The organism is Mycobacterium sp. NGS40 (assembly GCF_059812735.1).
This window is the reverse complement of the sequence record NZ_JCALDG010000001.1, coordinates 36,289-54,576: the sequence shown is the minus strand read 5'-3', so window position 1 is coordinate 54,576 and position 18,288 is coordinate 36,289. Positions and strand designations below refer to the sequence as shown.

At 67.2% G+C, this 18,288-nt stretch carries 18 protein-coding genes; 12 read left to right on the top strand and 6 right to left on the bottom strand.

The genetic code is table 11. From position 1 onward, the window contains the following. Positions 1 to 29 precede the first annotated feature (29 nt). Both AC5Y5O_RS00245 and AC5Y5O_RS00240 read right to left on the bottom strand, forming a co-directional pair. On the bottom strand, positions 30 to 1,637 hold the full coding sequence (locus AC5Y5O_RS00245; RefSeq protein ID WP_500023228.1) for a PPE family protein: 1,608 nt from the start codon (positions 1,635 to 1,637) through the stop codon (positions 30 to 32). 162 nt (positions 1,638 to 1,799) lie between these two features. Beyond that, positions 1,800 to 2,708 carry an oxygenase MpaB family protein gene (locus AC5Y5O_RS00240; protein ID WP_500023226.1) on the bottom strand — a complete coding sequence of 303 codons (909 nt, stop codon included), beginning with the start codon at positions 2,706 to 2,708 and terminating at the stop codon, positions 1,800 to 1,802. An 83-nt stretch (positions 2,709 to 2,791) separates the two neighbouring features. On the opposite strand from AC5Y5O_RS00240, the gene AC5Y5O_RS00235 reads away from it, so the two are divergent. Continuing rightward, the gene (locus tag AC5Y5O_RS00235) at positions 2,792 to 3,496 is read left to right on the top strand and encodes a TetR/AcrR family transcriptional regulator (protein ID WP_096284025.1); all 705 of its coding nucleotides are present in this window, start codon (positions 2,792 to 2,794) and stop codon (positions 3,494 to 3,496) included. Here AC5Y5O_RS00235 and AC5Y5O_RS00230 read toward each other — a convergent pair. Both AC5Y5O_RS00230 and AC5Y5O_RS00225 read right to left on the bottom strand, forming a co-directional pair. Continuing rightward, on the bottom strand, positions 3,429 to 3,977 hold the full coding sequence (locus tag AC5Y5O_RS00230; RefSeq protein ID WP_096284023.1) for a hypothetical protein: 549 nt from the start codon (positions 3,975 to 3,977) through the stop codon (positions 3,429 to 3,431). The two genes, AC5Y5O_RS00235 and AC5Y5O_RS00230, sit on opposite strands and share 68 nt — an antisense overlap. Before the next feature lie 36 nt (positions 3,978 to 4,013). Further along, positions 4,014 to 4,595, bottom strand: a complete 582-nt coding sequence (locus AC5Y5O_RS00225; RefSeq protein WP_096284021.1) for a VOC family protein — start codon at positions 4,593 to 4,595, stop codon at positions 4,014 to 4,016. A 101-nt stretch (positions 4,596 to 4,696) separates the two neighbouring features. Here AC5Y5O_RS00225 and AC5Y5O_RS00220 point away from each other — a divergent pair, with 101 nt between their 5' ends. The 4 genes from AC5Y5O_RS00220 to AC5Y5O_RS00205 are packed head-to-tail and all read left to right on the top strand — an operon-like array spanning position 4,697 to position 9,658. Next, on the top strand, positions 4,697 to 5,338 hold the full coding sequence (locus tag AC5Y5O_RS00220) for a TetR/AcrR family transcriptional regulator (RefSeq protein WP_423790877.1): 642 nt from the start codon (positions 4,697 to 4,699) through the stop codon (positions 5,336 to 5,338). Between the two features lies 1 nt (position 5,339). After that, on the top strand, positions 5,340 to 6,473 hold the full coding sequence (locus AC5Y5O_RS00215) for an alpha/beta hydrolase (RefSeq protein ID WP_096284017.1): 1,134 nt from the start codon (positions 5,340 to 5,342) through the stop codon (positions 6,471 to 6,473). Continuing rightward, positions 6,449 to 7,432 (top strand): 2-hydroxyacid dehydrogenase, encoded by a 984-nt coding sequence (locus AC5Y5O_RS00210; RefSeq protein ID WP_243393740.1) that lies wholly within the window; start codon positions 6,449 to 6,451, stop codon positions 7,430 to 7,432. The genes AC5Y5O_RS00215 and AC5Y5O_RS00210 overlap by 25 nt, the downstream gene beginning before the upstream one ends. Before the next feature lie 51 nt (positions 7,433 to 7,483). Further along, entirely contained in the window at positions 7,484 to 9,658 is a 2,175-nt protein-coding gene (locus AC5Y5O_RS00205; protein ID WP_500023222.1) for an acyl-CoA dehydrogenase family protein, read from the top strand. A 171-nt stretch (positions 9,659 to 9,829) separates the two neighbouring features. Here the strand turns inward: AC5Y5O_RS00205 and AC5Y5O_RS00200 are convergent, their stop codons facing one another. After that, complete coding sequence (locus tag AC5Y5O_RS00200; RefSeq protein ID WP_500023220.1) at positions 9,830 to 10,216, bottom strand: hypothetical protein; 387 nt, start codon at positions 10,214 to 10,216, stop codon at positions 9,830 to 9,832. Positions 10,217 to 10,827: 611 nt separating this feature from the next. On the opposite strand from AC5Y5O_RS00200, the gene AC5Y5O_RS00195 reads away from it, so the two are divergent. Continuing rightward, positions 10,828 to 11,211 carry an ATPase gene (locus tag AC5Y5O_RS00195; protein ID WP_096290823.1) on the top strand — a complete coding sequence of 128 codons (384 nt, stop codon included), beginning with the start codon at positions 10,828 to 10,830 and terminating at the stop codon, positions 11,209 to 11,211. Between the two features lie 18 nt (positions 11,212 to 11,229). Here AC5Y5O_RS00195 and fadD2 read toward each other — a convergent pair whose 3' ends face one another. After that, positions 11,230 to 12,909: a long-chain-fatty-acid--CoA ligase FadD2 gene (gene fadD2 / locus AC5Y5O_RS00190; RefSeq protein WP_500023218.1), complete on the bottom strand. Its 1,680-nt coding sequence runs from the start codon at positions 12,907 to 12,909 to the stop codon at positions 11,230 to 11,232. Positions 12,910 to 12,967: 58 nt separating this feature from the next. Here fadD2 and AC5Y5O_RS00185 point away from each other — a divergent pair, with 58 nt between their 5' ends. From AC5Y5O_RS00185 to AC5Y5O_RS00160, 6 genes are all read left to right on the top strand, one after another. Continuing rightward, complete coding sequence (locus tag AC5Y5O_RS00185; RefSeq protein WP_500023216.1) at positions 12,968 to 14,272, top strand: DNA polymerase domain-containing protein; 1,305 nt, start codon at positions 12,968 to 12,970, stop codon at positions 14,270 to 14,272. Then, positions 14,259 to 14,843: an acyl-CoA-like ligand-binding transcription factor gene (locus AC5Y5O_RS00180; protein WP_096284011.1), complete on the top strand. Its 585-nt coding sequence runs from the start codon at positions 14,259 to 14,261 to the stop codon at positions 14,841 to 14,843. Before AC5Y5O_RS00185 ends, AC5Y5O_RS00180 begins: the two co-directional genes overlap by 14 nt. Positions 14,844 to 14,899: 56 nt before the next feature. Further along, positions 14,900 to 15,898 carry an ABC transporter substrate-binding protein gene (locus tag AC5Y5O_RS00175; RefSeq protein WP_096284009.1) on the top strand — a complete coding sequence of 333 codons (999 nt, stop codon included), beginning with the start codon at positions 14,900 to 14,902 and terminating at the stop codon, positions 15,896 to 15,898. 99 nt (positions 15,899 to 15,997) lie between these two features. Continuing rightward, entirely contained in the window at positions 15,998 to 16,660 is a 663-nt protein-coding gene (locus AC5Y5O_RS00170) for a 5-oxoprolinase subunit B family protein (RefSeq protein WP_500023214.1), read from the top strand. Between the two features lie 14 nt (positions 16,661 to 16,674). Then, the gene (locus AC5Y5O_RS00165; protein WP_096290822.1) at positions 16,675 to 17,601 is read left to right on the top strand and encodes a 5-oxoprolinase/urea amidolyase family protein; all 927 of its coding nucleotides are present in this window, start codon (positions 16,675 to 16,677) and stop codon (positions 17,599 to 17,601) included. 53 nt (positions 17,602 to 17,654) lie between these two features. After that, entirely contained in the window at positions 17,655 to 18,200 is a 546-nt protein-coding gene (locus AC5Y5O_RS00160; protein WP_500023212.1) for a GNAT family N-acetyltransferase, read from the top strand. Positions 18,201 to 18,288: the final 88 nt, after the last annotated feature.

The window sequence follows — 18,288 nt, the reverse complement described above, 5'->3', positions numbered from 1 at the left end:
CGGTCATCACCATTACCGTGGCCGTGAGATTACCTACCGTCCTGTGGCCCTTCCCTTTCTGCCGCGGCACCATTTCCCGCATCCCACGTGCCGGGCACCATCGGCAGCTTTGGGCCACCGCCGAATTCGTCACCGGCCAGCGTCGCCAACCCCGTCGCGCCGGGGCTTTGCTTGCGCACGGTACCCGCGAAACCCAGGTTTGCCGCGCCCCGATCCGACGCCGTCGTCGCCGGTTCCGCCCAGTCCGGGTCGACGTCGACGTTCATGTCCATGTACTCGTCGCCGTAGCCGAGCCGCCGTTGCCTCTGGCCCCGCCGCGACCGGGCCGCGTCCCGAGCCAACCCCGCGGCGGTGGCAGCAGCCGAATCAGGCTCCGGCGACTTCCTTTTCGCGGCCGCCGCAGCGGCCGCGCTCATTCCCGAACCCGCACCGATGCCTGGCGGCGCGACGAAATAAGGCGGCACAAAACCCGGCCCCGACGGAGCCGGCGGCGCGGGCGGCGCCGGACTGGCCGCAGTACTGGCCGTGGCAGTCGGCGCGGGCGCGGGAGCCGAGGCAGGGACCGCAGTCGGCGCGACGATCGGGGTCGACCCGAGCGCCGGCACCAGCCCGGGCGGCGGCGGCGCGGGCGGCGCCGGCACGACGGGCGGCGCAGGGATCCCGGCCAATCCGGCCAGACCGGCCAGGCCACCGACGGCCCCGAGCGGGGCAACCGCCGCAATGATCGGAACGAGTAGCAATTGGGGCGTGCTCGACAGCCAGCTGGCGATCTCAGCAATGTGGGTAGGCCAGTCGACCGACTCGAGGAAGGCGATGTACTGAAAAGCCAAGGCAGGATTTGTCTGCAGGTACTCGCCGAACTGCTCAAAATCCTCCAGCAGTTCCAGCGCGCGAACTACCCAGAAGATCAGCTGGCCCGGGTTGGTGTATTCGTCATACGGAATGCCGTTGACGGTCGCTTGGCCGGGATTCCAATCGATCCCGAACCACCGCAGAATCTGGGCAAGGAACTGATTGAACGGGTTGTCGACGGAGGGGTCGGGGAACTCCTCGTCGTCACCGCCGTCGTCCTGGGCGACCGGGGCTGCCGCGACGTCCGCGCGCAGGATCTGCGGTGCCGGCTCGGTCTGCGGCGTAGCCGCCACCGCCGCGGTCGAAACGGCCTGGTAGGTCGTCATCGTGACGGCGGCCTGCACCCACATCCGCGCGTAGTCGGCCTCGTTGACCGCAATCGGAATCGTGTTGATGCCAAAGAAATTCGTCGCCATCAAAGCACCATGGACCGCATGGTTAGCGGCCAGCTCGCCCACGGTCGGCATCGCCGACAACGCCGCGGCGTACGCCGTGCCCGCCGTCTCATGCGCTGTGGCCGCGGCGGCACTGTGCGCGCTGGCCTGGGTCAACCACGCCAAATACGGGCCGTGCGCGGCCACATACGACTCGGCGCTGGGACCCTGCCATGCCCCGGCCTGCGTCGAGGCCAGAACCTCGCTGAGTTCGGCTGCAGCCGAAGCGTATTCGACGCTCATCGAACTCCACGCCGCCGCCGCCGCGAACAAAGATGCGGGCCCCGGGCCGCTGCTCAGCAACACGGAGTGCACCTCCGGCGGTGCGGCCATCCACATCGGCGCCGTCATGCTAAGCCGCCGCCGACAACCAGATACGACGAATCTGACACAACAACGCCAGCTGGCATCACGGCAACTCCTCGGGCTGGACAGATATGAGGTCGCCCTGAGCGTAATGAAAATGATTGTCGTTATCAACAGAACCTGTTACGGCGGCGCGCCGCCCTGCGCTCAGACCAACGGGCGACCCGTCCGGATCCGGCGGTCCAGGTCCCACAGCATCAGGTTGAACGGAAACTCCCGGACGACCCGAGGCAGCATCCGGTTCACCACCGCCAGGACCGACATCAGCCGGTCGAAGCGCCGCTGCTTAGCGGCATCCCACGGCAACCGCATTTCGTCGCGAAACCGTTGCGGCAGAAAGCCAGTGGTGATCAGCAGATTGAAGTTCTCCAGCGGTTCCCGCACGCGCCGGGGCAGGCGCACACCGCGCACCCTGGACACGGCGATCGGATAAAGGAACTCGCGGACGGTGTCGTCGATGTGCACCTTTTCCAGCGACTCCTGCCAGTACTTGTCGAACGCCGCGCGGTCCGCCGGCCACATCTCCGGCGGCACCTGCAAGGTGGTGCCCAGCGACATGCTGTCGCGGTAGAGCCGGTCGGCGTCCTCCTCGGACACCTCGCCGATGAAGGTGCGATAGATGTCGATGCCGCCCTTGTAGATGCACGCCGCCACCCACAGCTGCAATTCCGGATCGAATGCGTTGTACTGCACCGAGTCGCCGGGCCTGGAGTACACCTGCGCGTGCGAACGATTGACCGCGCGCCGGTAGGCGTCCTTCTGCTCGTCGGTCCCGCCATTGGCTACCGCGATGTAGGTAAAAGTGGTGCGGGCCCGCTTGATCGGATGACGGTCGATGCGGCCGCTCTCGACACGGCTTTCCGCCACGCCGTGGCCGACGCCGGGAATCGAGAGCTCCATGATCACGTTGGCCGGACCGGCCAGCAGCGCCACCCCCATCAGTGCGTAGTCGTCGGGGACCAGCCGGTTGCGTCGCCTCGACTGTGGCCGGGGCGGGTCGGACATCGGGCGTTCGACGTGCGGGATGGACTGCTGAACCGTCTCGTCAATCGCCATCCGGGACACCCTCCGCCGCTCCGTACGCTAAATGTGACAACGCTTGTTTCCTGATATTGTCGGCGCACCGGGCCGGTGTCAAGATGGTGCTCATGGACCAGACCCCCCGCGAGCGCCCCTACGGCGGCGTCGAGGCCGCGCGGCGACTGGCGCAGCGACGGGGTCGGCTGTTGACCGCCGGCCTGGACCTGCTGGGCGCCGACCGCCACGATGCCTCGGTGTTGACCGTTCGCGCGGTCTGCAGCCGCGCCGGCCTGACCCCCCGCTACTTCTACGAAAGCTTCAGCGACAGAGACGCATTCGTCAGCGCGGTGTTCGACTCGGTGATCGCCGACCTGGCCGCCACCACCCAGGCCGCGGTCGCGGCGGTGCCGATACCCGAACAGTCCCGCGCGGGCATGGCCAACATCGTGCGGACCATCGCCGAGGATCCCCGGGTCGGACGGCTGCTGTTCAGCACGCAGCTCGCCGATGCGGTGATCGTGCGCAAACGCGCCGAATCCACCGCGCTGTTCGCGATGCTGCTGGGTCAGCACGGCGGCGACATGCTACGGATTCCGGCAAACGACGGCATGAAGGCGGGCGCGCACTTCGCGGTGGGCGGGGTCGGGCAGATGATCAGCGCCTGGCTGGTCGGCGACGTGGTGCTGGATCCCGATCAACTCGTCGATCAGCTGGCCGTGCTGCTCGACGAACTCGCCCATCCGCGGCTGTACGGGGTCACGGAAACAGCGGCACCTGCCACAGCCGCATCCCGGGATCCAGGAGCCACAGACGCAACATCGTGAGCCGCATGATGCGCTGGGCGCCGCGGATCATGAAAATCGCCAACGGCACCTCGATGCCCAGTGCGGTCGCGACCGACAGCCAGATGTCGTCGGGCCCGGCGGTCATCAGGTCGAACCATGCGTCGCAGATCAGCAGCACGCCGGAAGTGAAGGCCGCGAACAGCAACACCTGGCGGCGGAAGTAACCGAAAACCGCTGTCGCCACCATGAATCCGACCAACAGGATGTCGAAGCCGACCCAGGTCAGTACCCAGTTGTGCGCGACGTAACTTTCCGGCAGGGTCAGCGCGAGATACGCCAGCCAGGGAATCATCGCGATCGAGCCACCGATCATCAGGCCCAACCGCAGACGTCTCATCCGGGCGATCACCACCGGGTCGATCACCTCCGACAGCGGTGCCTCCAGCCGCGTGATCAAGTCTCGCCGCTGTGCGGGCGTCAGCGCCGCGATCTGCTCGTCGGTCAACACGCCGTCCGTCATCATCGACTCCCCCGGCTCGGCAAACGGTTTTGCCGTTCAGGTTACGGCGTGCTCCCGGGGTCGCCGGTCGGCCGCCGTCTTCGGCACGGCCTGGGCGTCGCTCGCGCCGAATTCCTTGACCCAGCAAGCAAACTCCAGCGTGATCCCGTCAGGGTCCTGGAAGTAGAACGAGCGCACGTAGACGCCGGGATGCAGCGTCGCCGAAACCTGCATCTCGCTCTCGTCGTGGTTGAGTATGGGACCGACCCGTACTCCCTTGTCCTTGAGCTGCCGCCGGTAGGCGTCGAACTTCTCGGCCGGGACGTGAAAGGCGAGATGGTTCATCGTGCTGACCGCGCTGGTGATGTCGCCGATACCGGGAATCGCGCCGGGCGAGGAGACGCCCGGCACGCGGTCGGGTGCGTCGGCGAACCAGAAGAAAGCGACACAGTCGCCGTTGCCGGCATCGAAGAAGAAGTGCTGGCCGGCGCCGCCCGGTAGATCGAGCGATTTGATCAGCGGCATGCCAAGGATGTTGCTGTAGAAGTCCACCGTGCGAGCCATGTCCGAACACACCAGCGCAACGTGATTGATTCCGCCGAGATCGAATTCGGTGTTGGGGTTGTCGGGCTTGATCATGTTGCGGCTCCCCTGGATTCCCGGCGCGTTGGGCCTGGCCAATCAGTAGAACTGAATCTAACATCAGATTCAGTTTCCCTCCAGGAAGGAATACAGTGTCGATCGCGGCGGCATCCGACGGCCCGGCCGGCCGGCCGGCCGGATTCCCGACGCACCGCGGTCGGCGAACACAGGCGGCAATCGACGCGGCCGCGCGAACGGTCATCGCGCGCAAGGGAATACTGGCGACGACGATTGCCGACATCGCCGCGGAAGCCGGCCGCTCGCCGGCCTCCTTCTACAACTACTACGACTCCAAAGAGGCGATGGTCCGGCAGTGGGCGCTGCGCTTTCGTGACGAGGCCAATGAGCGCGCCCGCTCGGTCACCGGACATGGCCTGTCCCACCGCGAACGCGCCCACGAGGCGGCCGCGGCGCACTGGTACACCTACCGCAACCGGCTGGCCGAGGTGATCAGCGTGTCCCAGCTGGCTATGGTCAACGACGACTTCGCGCAGTACTGGTCCGAAATCTGTGAGATCCCAACCTCTTTCATCACCGAAACAGTCCGTCGCGCGCAAACCGAAGGGTATTGCCCGGGCGACGATCCGCGGCTGATCGCCGAGGCCATCGTCGCGATGTTCAACCAGTTCTGCTACATCCAGCTCAGCCGAACCACCGACGCGGACCTCCACGACCGGGCCTGCATCCAAACCCTGGCGAACATCTACTACCGGGCGATCTACTCGAAGGAAGGCCACTGAATTGACGCCTACCAGCGGCAGCGCCGGGGTTGTCCGCGAGTTCGTCGGCCTCCAATCGCCCACCGCCGGGCGCGCCGGTGCGGGCGGGCACCCCTGCCAGGGGCTGTATCACCGCGGCGTGGGACGCAAGCCCAAGGTGGCCATGATCGCCACGCACTACCAGATCGACTTCTCCGAGCACTATCTCGCCGACTACATGGCGATTCGGGGTATCGGATTTCTCGGCTGGAACACCCGGTTTCGCGGCTTCGAGACCAACTTTTTGCTCGACCACGCACTGGTCGACATCGGCGTGGGAGTGCGCTGGCTACGCGAGGTTCAGGGCGTGGATGCCGTTGTACTGCTCGGCAATTCGGGAGGCGGATCGTTGATGTCCGCCTACCAGTCACAGGCCGTCGAGCCGAATGTGACCCCGCTGCCCGGCATGCGGCCGGCGAGCGGGCTGACCGAGTTGCTCCCCGCCGACGGCTATATCGCCACCGCGGCGCATCCCGGACGCCCGGAGGTGCTAACCGCCTGGATGGACGCCGCCGTCATCGACGAAAACGACCCCGTCGCCACCAACCCGGACCTCGACCTGTTCAACGAGGTCAACGGCCCACCGTTTTCGCCGGAGTTCATCACCCGATATCGCTCGGCGCAGCTCGCGCGCAACCACGCCATCACCGACTGGGCCGAGACGGAACTCAAACGTGTTCGTGCGGCTGGCTTTTCGGATAGGCCGTTCTCGGTGATGCGAACCTGGGCCGATCCCCGCATGGTCGATCCGGCCATCGAGCCGACCAAGCGTCCGCCTAACCTGTGCTACGCGGGCGTGCCGGCCAGGGCCAACCGCTCGGCACAAGGTATCGCCGCATCCTGCACGCTGCGTAACTGGCTGGGCATGTGGAGCCTGCGGGTAGCGCAGACCCGGGCCGTGCCGCACCTGCGCCGTGTCGCCTGCCCGGCCCTGGTGATCAACGCCGAGGCGGACACCGGCGTGTTTCCGTCTGACGCCCAACGCATCTACGACGCGCTCGCGAGCACTGACAAGCTGCAGGTCTCGCTCGACAGCGACCACTACTTCACCACCCCGGGCGCGCGCAGCGAGCAGGCGGATACCATCGCCAGGTGGATCAGCAAGCGGTGGCGCTGAGAGTTCTCGCCCACTTCGTTCCCGGTGACAAAGTCCTCGATTTCCTTGCAGCCGAAGCAGATTGGCTCGACATTCGCTGGTGTGCCGCCGACGACGACGCCGGCTTCTACCGCGAGCTGCCCGAAGCCGAAGTGATTTGGCATGTACTACGGCCGTTGTCAGGCGAAGACCTGAAACGCGGGGAGAAGCTGCGGCTGGTGCACAAGCTCGGGGCCGGGGTTAACACCATCGACGTGGCGACCGCGACCGACCGCGGCATCGCGGTCGCCAACATGCCCGGTGCCAATGCGCCGTCGGTGGCCGAGGGAACCGTGCTGTTGATGCTCGCCGCGCTGCGCAGGCTGCCGGAGCTGGACCGCGCCACCCGGCAGGGGCGTGGCTGGCCGCTCGATCCCGACCTGGGCGAGACGGTCCGCGACATCGGTGGCTGCACCGTCGGCCTGGTGGGCTACGGCAACATCGCCAAGCGCGTCGCCGCCTTCGTCGGCGCGATGGGCGCCGAGGTACTGCACACCAGCACCCGCGACGACGGACATCCCGGCTGGCGCCCGTTGACCGACCTGCTGGCCGCTAGCGACATCGTCTCGCTGCACCTGCCGTTGACGCCCGACACCCATCATCTGCTCAACAGGGATGCGATCGCCTTGATGAAGCCCAGCGCGGTGCTGGTGAACACCTCGCGCGGCGCCGTCGTCGACGAGGACGCGCTGGCCGGCGCGCTGCGCGACGGGCGGCTGGCCGCCGCCGGTCTCGACGTTTTCGAGGTTGAGCCGGCCGCGCCCGATAATCCACTGTTCGGCCTGGACAACGTCGTGCTGACACCGCACGTCACCTGGTACACCGTCGACACAATGCGGCGCTACCTGGTCGAGGCCGTCGCCAACTGCCGTCGGCTGCGCGACGGCGAGCCGCTGGCCCACGTGGTGACCCCTGTGGTCAACCAACCCACCGGTTATTAGATTGAAGAGTGCTTGGCCGAAACGAACCCCGAACGCATGGGAAGGCGACCAGTGCCGATCGCAATAATTTCCGAGCATCAAGACCTGGCCGACTCGGTGCGGTCCCTGGTGGCGCGCGTCGCGCCGTCAGAGGTGTTGCACGCGGCGATGGAGACGCCGGTCGAGAACCCGCCGCCGTACTGGCAGGCGGCGGCCGAGCAAGGCCTGCCCGGTGTGCATCTCTCCGAGGCGGTCGGCGGGCAGGGCTTCGGCCTGCTCGAGCTGGCCATTGTGCTGGCCGAGTTCGGCTACGGCGCCGTGCCCGGGCCGTTCGTTCCGTCGGCGATCGCCAGTGCCCTGATCGCATCGCACGACCCGGATGCCAAGGTGCTCGCCGAGCTGGCGTCGGGTGCGGCCATCGCCGCCTACGCCCTGGACTCCGGGCTGACCGCCACCCGCAAGGGTGACGTGCTGGTGATCCGCGGCGCGGTCCGCGCGGTTCCGGCCGCGGCCCAGGCGTCGGTGTTGGTGCTGCCGGTGGCGATCGACAGCGGCGACGAGTGGGTGGTGCTGCGCGCCGAGGAGCTCGAGATCGAGCCGGTGAAAAGCCTGGACCCGCTGCGGCCGATTGCTCACGTACGCGCCGACGCTGTCGAGGTCGGCGAGGATGCCCTGCTGAGCACCCTGACCATGACGACCGCCTACGCGCTGATGTCGACGCTGCTGTCGGCCGAGGCGATCGGTGTGGCCCGCTGGGCGACGGACACGGCGGCGCAGTACGCCAAGATCCGGGAGCAGTTCGGCCGGCCGATCGGCCAGTTCCAGGCCATCAAGCACAAGTGCGCCGAGATGATCGCCGACACCGAGCGGGCCACCGCGGCGGTGTGGGACGCGGCGCGCGCAATCGACGAAGCCTCACCGGACGTGGAGTTCGCCGCCGCCGTGGCCGCGACGCTGGCGCCCGCGGCAGCCCAGCGCTGCACGCAGGACTGCATTCAGGTGCACGGCGGTATCGGCTTCACCTGGGAGCACGACACCAACGTGTACTACCGCCGCGCACTGATGCTGGCCGCCTGCTTCGGCCGCAGCTCGGACTACCCGCAGAAGGTGGTGAACACCGCGACCACCACCGGCATGCGCCCGGTGGACATCGACCTGGATCCCGAGACCGAGAAGCTGCGCGACGAGATCCGCGCCGAGGTCGCCGCGTTCAAGGCGATGGATCGGGAGACGCGAACGGTGGCACTCGCCGAGGGCGGTTGGGTGTTGCCGTACCTGCCGAAGCCGTGGGGCCGGGCGTCCAGCCCGATCGAGCAGGTCATCATCGCCCAGGAGTTCACCACCGGACGGGTCCGACGGCCGCAGGTCGGCATCGCCGCGTGGATCATCCCGTCGATCGTCGCGTTCGGGACCGAGGAGCAGAAGCAACGCCTGCTGCCGCCGACGTTGCGCGGCGAGATGGTCTGGTGCCAACTGTTCTCGGAGCCGGGCGCGGGGTCGGACCTGGCCGGGCTGACCACCAAGGCAACGCGGACCGATGGCGGCTGGCGCATCACCGGCCAGAAGATCTGGACCACCGCCGCGCAGTACTCGCAGTGGGGTGCGTTGCTGGCCAGGACGGACCCCTCGGCGCCCAAGCACAACGGCATCACCTACTTCCTGCTGGATATGCGCAGCGAAGGCGTGACGGTCAAGCCGTTGCGTGAGCTGACCGGGAACGCGATGTTCAACACCGTCTACATCGACGATGTGTTCGTCCCCGACGAGTGCGTGCTGGGCGAGGTCAACCGCGGCTGGGAGGTCAGCCGCAACACGCTGACCGCGGAGCGGGTGTCGATCGGCAGCAGCGACGCGAATTTCCTGGCCACCCTGCCCCAGTTCGTCGAGTTCGTCCGCGATGGCCACTTCGATCAGGTCGCCCAGCACCGTGCCGGGCAGTTGATCGCCGAAGGGCATGCGGCCAAGGTGCTGAACCTGCGCTCGACGCTGCTGACGCTGGCCGGCGGTGACGCGATGCCGTCGGCGGCGATCTCCAAGCTGTTGTCGATGCGCACGGGCCAGGGCTACGCCGAATTCGCGGTGTCCTCGTTCGGTACCGACGGTGCGATCGGCGACCCCGATGAGCTGGCGGGCAAGTGGGGCGAGTACCTGTTGGCCAGCCGGGCGACGACGATCTACGGCGGCACCTCGGAGGTGCAGCTCAACATCATCGCCGAGCGGCTGCTGGGCCTGCCGCGCGACCCGTAAAGAAAATCCATGCCGAACCGGGGCCGGTCCCGGTTCGGCATGGACGTCTATTGATTTGGGGGCCACGCCGGTCTGAGGTCGTCAGACCGGCGTGGGTTCCCCCCTACGTGCGGGTCGGCCTGCCTGTGTATCTGGCAGGACGAGGCTGGCCGGCCCCGCGATCGTGGCGGTTCACCACCAGGGGCGCCACCAGTTGCCCCCGCCCCAGCCAGGGTGTCCCCAACCATGACCCCAGCCGTGGCCCCAACCACCGCCCCAGCCGCCGCCGCGGCCCCAACCACCGCCGTGGCCCCAGCCGCCGCCGCGGCCCCAGCCACCGTGCCCGCCGCCGGGACCCCAACCGTGGCCGCCGTGGCCGCCGCCGGGCCGCTCGGGAAGGATCCCGGGACTGAGCGGGGCGCCGCCGTGCGGGCCGCCGATGTCGAAAGTCGTGGCAGGGGCGGGCGCCGGCGCGGCCTGCGCCGCGGGCATCCCGCCGAACAGCATCGCGCCGGCCACCGCACCGGCGCCGACAGCACCCGCGGCCGCGCCGCGGATCGATCGCAGTGAATACCTCATGATGAGCTCCTTCCGAGAACCCCTGTCCCCCGACATCTCGAAACGCTACGCATAAATTTCTGGGCAAACAATAGCAATAGCACCGAATTGTGCTGTGAAATGAATAACAATTCAGTCGCAACCTCAGTCGCACAATTACGTATCTTCGTAACTCAAATCCGTATTTCAAATAATACGCAACTGCGCCATTCAGGAAAACCGAAGATACTGAGATCAGTGCCTACTGAGGCCGATATACACCCAGTTCAAGTGGTATCTACTGATTCACTGATCTAAGAATATCCTCTACTCAGTAGATCAGCTAATACGGGACGATAATGCGCCTCTTGCGCCCGATACGGAAATCTCATATGCCGCAGATCCATCGATACACGATTTGCGCACCGTAGCCATACAGGTCGCGTCCTCTATTTTCCACAGCTACGCTTTTTAATTTCCACTGGTGAGGACCGCCGCACGCGTCCGGGCGTGCCGCGGTCGCTGGAACTTCCGCCGTAACACCCGGCTCCGCGCGACGGGACTTACGCTGGTGTCAGTGAGACAATCAGTAGGCAACGTGCACGGAAGCACTGATTTACTGATTGGCACCCACCGGAGGGATGGTCGCCCCAGTGAGCTTCAACCCCGGCCGGATCGGGCCCGGCGCCGCAGCGTTCCGAGCGCAGATGTCCGCCGCGTCACCCGCCGGAGACAGCGCACCAACTGAACGCCTCACCGGGTTCCGTCAGCCGCGCCCCCAACGAATGGTCGGCGATCCCGCGGAATCCCGATCACGCTCCACGGGCGAAACCCCCCGCATCCAACGGACGCGGCGCACCGTCGACCTCCCGGCCGCCACCCATCGAGCACTCGACATCTGGCAACGGGAAGCCGCCGACCAGTTGGGCGTCGCCCGGGTCACCGGCCAAGAGGTGCTCACGGCGCTCATCGACCAGTTGCTGGCCGATCCCAAGCTCGCGGCCCAGATCATCCGGGCCATTCAGGACCGGCGCTAGCCGGACGCGCGGGCGCGGCTAGTCGACCTGCATTTCGCGCAGTTCGCGCTTGAGAATCTTGCCGGTCGGGTTGCGCGGCAATTCCTCGAGGAAGATCACCTCGCGCGGCACCTTGTAGCGGGCCAGGTGGTCGCGCACGTATCCCTTGATGGTGTCCTCGTCGACCTCAGCGCCGTCCTTCTTCACGACGAACGCGCGCAGCCGGTGGCCCCACTCCTTGTCCTCGACACCGATCGCGGTGGCCTCCACCACGGCTTCGTGTCCGCTGATCAGGTCCTCGACCTCGGCGGGGAACACGTTCTCGCCGCCGGAGACGATCATCTCGTCGTCACGGCCGCTGACATACAGCAGGCCGTATTCGTCGAAGTAGCCGACGTCGCCGGAGGACATCAGGCCGTCGATGATCTGCTTGTGCCCGCCGCCCGTGTAGCCCTCGAACGGGAAGGCGTTGCCGACGAAGATGCGTCCCACGTCGCCCTGAGGCACCTCGTTGCCGTTGTCGTCGAGGATCTTGACCTTCACGCCCTTGACGACCGGGCCGACCGTCGACGCGTTGCGTTCCAGGTCCTCGGGCCGGGCGATGGTCGCGAACGCGATCTCGGTCGAGCCGTACATGTTGTAGACGACCGGACCGATGTCTTTCAGGGCGCGGTTGGCCAACTCGGCGCCCAGCTGGGATCCGGACACGAAGATGATCTTCAGGCTGGACAGGTCGGGCTTGGAGTCCATCTTTTCCAGCGTGTCCAGGATGCGCGACAACATCACCGGCACCACGACCATGGCCGTCACCTTGTATTTCTCGATGTCTTCCAGCACCAGCGGCGGTTTGAATTTGCGCCGCAGCACCAGCGTCGAGCCCAGGAACATCGCGATGGTGGCGTGGAGGTAACCGAGCGCGTGGAACATCGGCGCCGGCAGCGAGGTGACCTCGTTGGCCTTGAACGGAACGTGCGACAGGATGCCCCCGACGGGAGCCAGGGTGGGCGGGGTGCTGCGGTTCGCGCCCTTCGGTGTCCCGGTCGTGCCGCTGGTCAGGATGATGATCGACGCGTGCTTGCTGGCCTTGGGGGCGGGCTCCTTGCTGCTGCGCGCGATCAGCTCTGCCAGGGTTTCGTCGGTGCTGCCGGAGGACTCGTCGCTGTCCGGGTTGACACCTAAAGCGCGCAGCTTGCCCAGCTCCGGCTCGGCCTTGCTGACGGCGTTGGTGTATTCGTCGTCGTAGATGATGACCTTGGCGCCTTCGCGCTCGGACACCTCTTTGATCTGCGGTCCGGAGAATTCGCTGTTGAGCAGGATGATGCGGGCACCGACCCGGGCGGCGCCGTAGTTGGCGATGACGAACCAGCGGTGGTTGCGGGCCAGGATGGCGACGCCGTCGCCGCCCTTGACGCCCTTTTCGATCAGGCCGTTGGCCACGGCGTGCGCGGCCTCGTCGAGTTCGCGGTAGCTGAACTCGCCGTCCTCGTCGATCAGCGCCGCGCGGTCGGGGGTCCGTCTGGCGTTGAGCGAGGGCAGCATGCCGAACTCGCCCCACTTGGCGATGTCGGTTGCCATAGCGGCGGTCTTCAGCGGCGACTCGAGCTTGAATGCGCCCGCCTCGAAGATCTTCCGCACGTAGTGCAGCTCCGCCGAACCGCGTTCGACGTACTGCTGGACCTTGGAAACGGCTTGCCCGGGCAGGCCAGGAAGGTTAGGCATAACCTCACCATATGTGACGCGGGTCGCAACGCGGCCAGAAAATTCTCCCGTAATTACGATGAACGCCATGACCGGTCCGGTGTCAATGGAGGTTGCCGGGCACCACGTCAAGATCACCCACCCGGACAAAGTCGTGTTCGAAGCTCATGGACAGACCGGGCCCTACACCAAACTCGACCTGGTCCGGTATTACCTATCGGTGGCCGACGCGGCGTTGCGGGGTGTGGCCGGGCGGCCGATGATCCTCAAGCGCTTCGTCAAGGGCATCGCGCACGAGGCGGTGTTCCAGAAGCGTGCGCCGACGAAGCGGCCGGATTGGGTCGACGTCGCCGAGCTCCACTACGCGCGGGGTACGTCGGCCGCCGAGGCCGTCATCCACGACGCTGCCGGGCTGGCGTGGGCAGTCAACCTGGGTTGTGTGGACCTCAACCCGCATCCGGTGCTCGCCACCGACCTCGACCATCCGGACGAGTTGCGCGTCGACCTGGATCCGATGCCCGGGGTCGACTGGCAAGGCATCGTCGACGTGGCCCTGGTGGCCCGCGAGGTGCTGGAGGACTACGGCCTGGTCGGTTGGCCCAAGACGTCCGGCTCGCGTGGCTTTCACATCTACGCCCGGATCGCGCCGCGCTGGGAGTTTCGTCAGGTCCGGCTGGCCGCCCAGACCGTTGCCCGTGAGGTGGAGCGGCGAGTGCCCGACGCGGCGACCAGCCGCTGGTGGAAGGAAGAGCGCGAGGGCGTCTTCGTCGACTTCAACCAGAACGCGAAGGACCGCACGGTCGCGTCCGCCTATTCGGTGCGGGCTACGCCGGACGCCCGGGTGTCGACGCCGCTGCACTGGGACGAGGTCGCCGGCTGCCGGCCGGAGACGTTCACGATCGCCACCGTTCCCGACCGGTTCGCCCAGATCGGCGACCCGTGGGCGGGGATGGATGACGCGGTGGGCGACCTGGACCGGCTGCTGATGCTGGCCGAGGAAATGGGCCCCCCGGAGCGGGCGCCGCGCGGGGCGGGGAAGAGTGCCGACGGCCGCCGCCGGTCTTCGATGCCTCTGATCGAGGTCGCCCGGACCAAGACCAAGGACGAGGCGATGGCCGCGCTGGACACCTGGCGCGGCCGTTATCCCGCCGTCGCCGAGCGGTTGGCGCCGGCCGATGTGCTGGTCGACGGCATGCGCGGGCCGAGTTCGATTTGGTACCGGATCCGGATCAACCTGCAGCATGTTCCGGTCGACCAGCGCCCGCCGCAGGAAGAGCTGATCGCCGACTACAGCCCTTGGACAAAGGAGGGGCACGAATACACGCCGCCGGGTTCGCGGCGGGGCGCCGCGGGTGCGGGAGAATTGCCCCATGCCCGCGACTGATCAGCCCCTGGGCCTGCGGGAGCGCAAGAAGCTCAAGACCCGCCAGGCCATCAGGCGCGAGGCGTTCCGCCTGATCGATGCGAATGGCTATGCGGCCACCACCGTCGAACAGATCGCCGAGGCCGCCGAAGTGTCACCCAGCACCTTCTTTCGCTACTTCGGATCCAAGGAGTCGTTGCTGCTCGCCGACGACCTGGACCCGCTGATCTTCGCGGCCTTCGAGTCGCAGCCGCCCGAGCTGTCGCCCACCGAGGCGATCCGCCGGGCCTACACCGAAGTCATGGCCGCTCTGCCCGCTGAGCAGCTGGATTTCGAGAACACCCGGCAGCGACTGATGTTCTCGATACCCGAGCTCAAGGCCGCCATGTACGACGAGTACTACCGCACCGTCAACGTCGTTGCGGAGATGATCGGGCACCGAATCGGCCGCCCCACAGACGATTTCGAAGTCCGGGTGTTCGCGGGAGCGCTGACTGGCGCGATGATGGCCGCCGCCGACAACGCGCCACCGACGGCCGCGACGATCTATCGGGCCCTGGACTTCGTCGACGCCGGCATGCCACTGAGGTGAGCGGCGAAACCGTGCGGCGATGCAGGTCAGCGTCGGCGACGCGATACTCTCACGCGATGCGACAGGGATGGAATCGGCGGGGGTTCTTGCAGCTCGCCGGTGCCGCCGCGGCCGCCGCGGCGGCCGGGACGGCGGCGGGGTGTTCGGACCCGAAACCGCCGGCGAGCGCTCCCGGCAGCGAAGGCGTGACGATCACCCATCTTTTCGGTCAGACCGTCATCAAGACGCCGCCCAAGCGGGTGGTCAGCGCGGGCTACACCGAGCAAGACGACCTGCTCGCCCTCGGCGTCGTACCGATCGCGGTGACCAACTGGTTCGGTGACCAGCCGTTCGCGGTGTGGCCGTGGGCCCAGCCCAAGCTCGGCGGCGCACAACCCGTGGTGCTGAACCTGGACAACGGGATAGCCGTCGAACAGATCTCTGGCCTGAAGCCCGATTTGATCGTCGCCGTCAACGCCGGCTTGGACGCCGACACCTACAAGAAGCTGGCCGCGATCGCCCCGACCGTTGCGCAGTCCGACGGCGACGCGTTCTTCGAGCCGTGGAAGGACCAGGCCACCGCGGTCGGCCAGGCCGTGTTTCAGGCCGGCCAGATGAAGGCGCTGATCGATGGCGTCGACAAGCAGTTCGTCGCCGTAGCCCAGAATCATCCGCAGTGGAAGACCAAGCGCGCCTTGCTGATGCAGGGCACCCTGTTCCGGGGCAGCGTGGTCGCCACCGCGGCGGGCTGGCGAACCGACTTCCTCAACCAGATGGGTTTGGTCATCGCCGACAGCATCAAGCCCTTCGTCAGCGATCACCGCGCCGTCATCCCGCGCGACCAGATCAAGACGGTGCTCGATTCCGCCGACGTGGTGATCTGGACGACCGAGAGTGCCGACGAGCAGAAGGCGCTGCTGGCCGACCCCGAGGTCGCCGGATCGCAGGCGACCGCCCAGAACCGCCATGTCTTCACCACCAAGGACCAGGCCGGCGCGATCGCCTTCGCCTCGCCGCTGAGCTACCCGATGGTCGCCGATCAGCTGCCCCCGATGATCGGCAAAGTGCTCGGCTAGGCACGGCTCTTTGAGCATTCGCTAAGGCAGCTCTGGCAGTGCTCGAAAATCCCGTCTCGGCCTCTTTGCCTGCGCGGATTCCGAAGTTACCGTTCAGTAATGAGCGTGACGGATCTCCCCGCGGACTTGTCGGCCGAACTGGTCGGCAACGTCGTCCTGGACTACGGCGACCAGGCGCTGCTGGTGCAATGTGGCAGCACCGCAGAGGTACTGGCATGGGCGGACACGTTGCGTGCGGCGGCGCTGCCGGGCGTGCTCGACATCGTTCCGGCCGCCCGCACGGTACTGGTCAAACTCGACGGCCCGCGATACCAGGGCGTCATCCGCCAGCGACTACGGAAGCTGCGGATCACCGCGGACACGGCCGCCCCGGCCGAGCGCACCGCCGACGTGGTGATCGACGTCGTCTACGACGGTCCGGACCTCGCCGAGGCCGCCAGCCACACCGGGCTGACGGCCGAACAGGTCATCGACGCTCACACCGCCACGCTGTGGCGCGTCGGATTCAGTGGATTCGCACCGGGTTTCGCGTACCTCGTCGACGGTGACCCGCGGCTGCGGGTGCCGCGCCGCGCCGAGCCGCGCACCTCGGTACCGGCCGGCTCCGTCGCACTCGCGGGTGAGTTCAGCGCCATCTATCCGCGCCAATCCCCCGGCGGCTGGCAACTCATCGGTCGCACCGACGCGGTCCTGTGGGACCTGATGCGGTCCGATCCGGCGTTGCTGACGCAGGGCATGTGGATTCAATTCCGGGCCGTGTAATCAAGGAGCATGCCATGACAAAGCCTGATATCAAGCCCGATATCAAGCCCGACATCAAGCTCGAAATCCTGCGCACCGGACCACTGGCCGTCCTCCAAGATCTCGGCCGGATCGGGCAGGCCCACCTCGGGGTCGGCCGGTCCGGCGCCGCCGACCGCCGCTCGCACAAACTCGCCAATCGGCTGGTCGCCAACCCCGACGATCGCGCCACCGTCGAAGTCACCTTCGGCGGATTCGCCGCCCGGGTACACGGCGGCGACGTCGACATCGCGGTGACCGGCGCCGACACCGACCCGTCGGTCAACGGAATCAAGTTCGGCACCAACAGCATTCACCACGTCCGCGACGGCCAAGTAATTTCGCTGGGCACCCCGCGGGCCGGCCTGCGGACGTATCTGGCAGTGCGCGGCGGTATTTCGGTGCAGCCGGTGCTGGGCTCGCGCAGCTACGACGTGATGTCGGCGATCGGCCCCTCGCCACTGTCGCCCGGGGACCGGCTGCCCGTCGGCGCGCACACCGACGACTATCCCGAACTCGACCAGGCTCCCGTCGCCGCCATCAGTGGCGACACCGTGGAGCTGCTTGTGGTACCCGGACCACGCGACGACTGGTTCGTCGATCCCGACGTGCTCGTCCACAGCGACTGGGTGTCGTCCGATCGCAGCGACCGGGTCGGGATGCGGCTGGTCGGCCGCCCGCTGCAGTACCGCTTTCCGGACCGGCAGCTACCCAGCGAGGGTGCCACCCGCGGCGCGATCCAGGTGCCGCCCAACGGATTACCCGTGATCCTGGGCCCCGACCATCCGATCACCGGCGGCTACCCGGTGGTCGGCGTGGTGATCGACGAGGACATCGACAAGGTCGCCCAGGTGCGGGCGGGCCAGCACGTACGACTGCACTGGGCTCGGCCCCGAGTGCCGGCGGGCGCCCCGTCGTATTAGACATCGCGCGTTGTCCAGGTGCGGGCCCGGCGACAACGTTGTAGACAGGGAGTGTGCTCACCCAGGTCCATACCGCGCGCCTGGTTCACACTGCCGATCTCGACTGCGACACACGGCAGCGCGTTCATCACATGGTCGCCGAAGCCTTCGCCGGTGATTTCACCGACGACGACTGGGAGCACACCCTGGGCGGCATGCACGCCCTGATCTGGCAGCACGGCGCGATCATCGCGCACGCCGCGGTGATCCAACGGCGGTTGATCTACCGGGGCACCGCGCTGCGTTGCGGTTACGTCGAAGGAGTCGCGGTACGGGAGGACCACCGCGGCCAGGGGCTGGTGCACGCGCTGCTGGACGGAGTCGAACAAGTGCTGCGCGGCGCCTACGAGCTGGGAGCACTGAGTTCGTCGGTCCGGGCCCGCGGCCTGTACGCGGCCCGCGGCTGGTCGCCGTGGAACGGACCGACGTCGGTGCTGGCGCCGGGTGGTCCGACGCGCACACCCGACGACGACGGAACGGTATTCGTCTTCCCGGTCACGGTCACCGTGGACAGCTACGCGGAGCTGATGTGCGATTGGCGCGGCGGCGACGTTTGGTAGCGCGGACCGACGGTCCACGCGAAACTCCGCTCACCCCAGCGCGATTCATCACACCGCGGTTAGCTACACTGTGAGCTGTCGTCGCGCC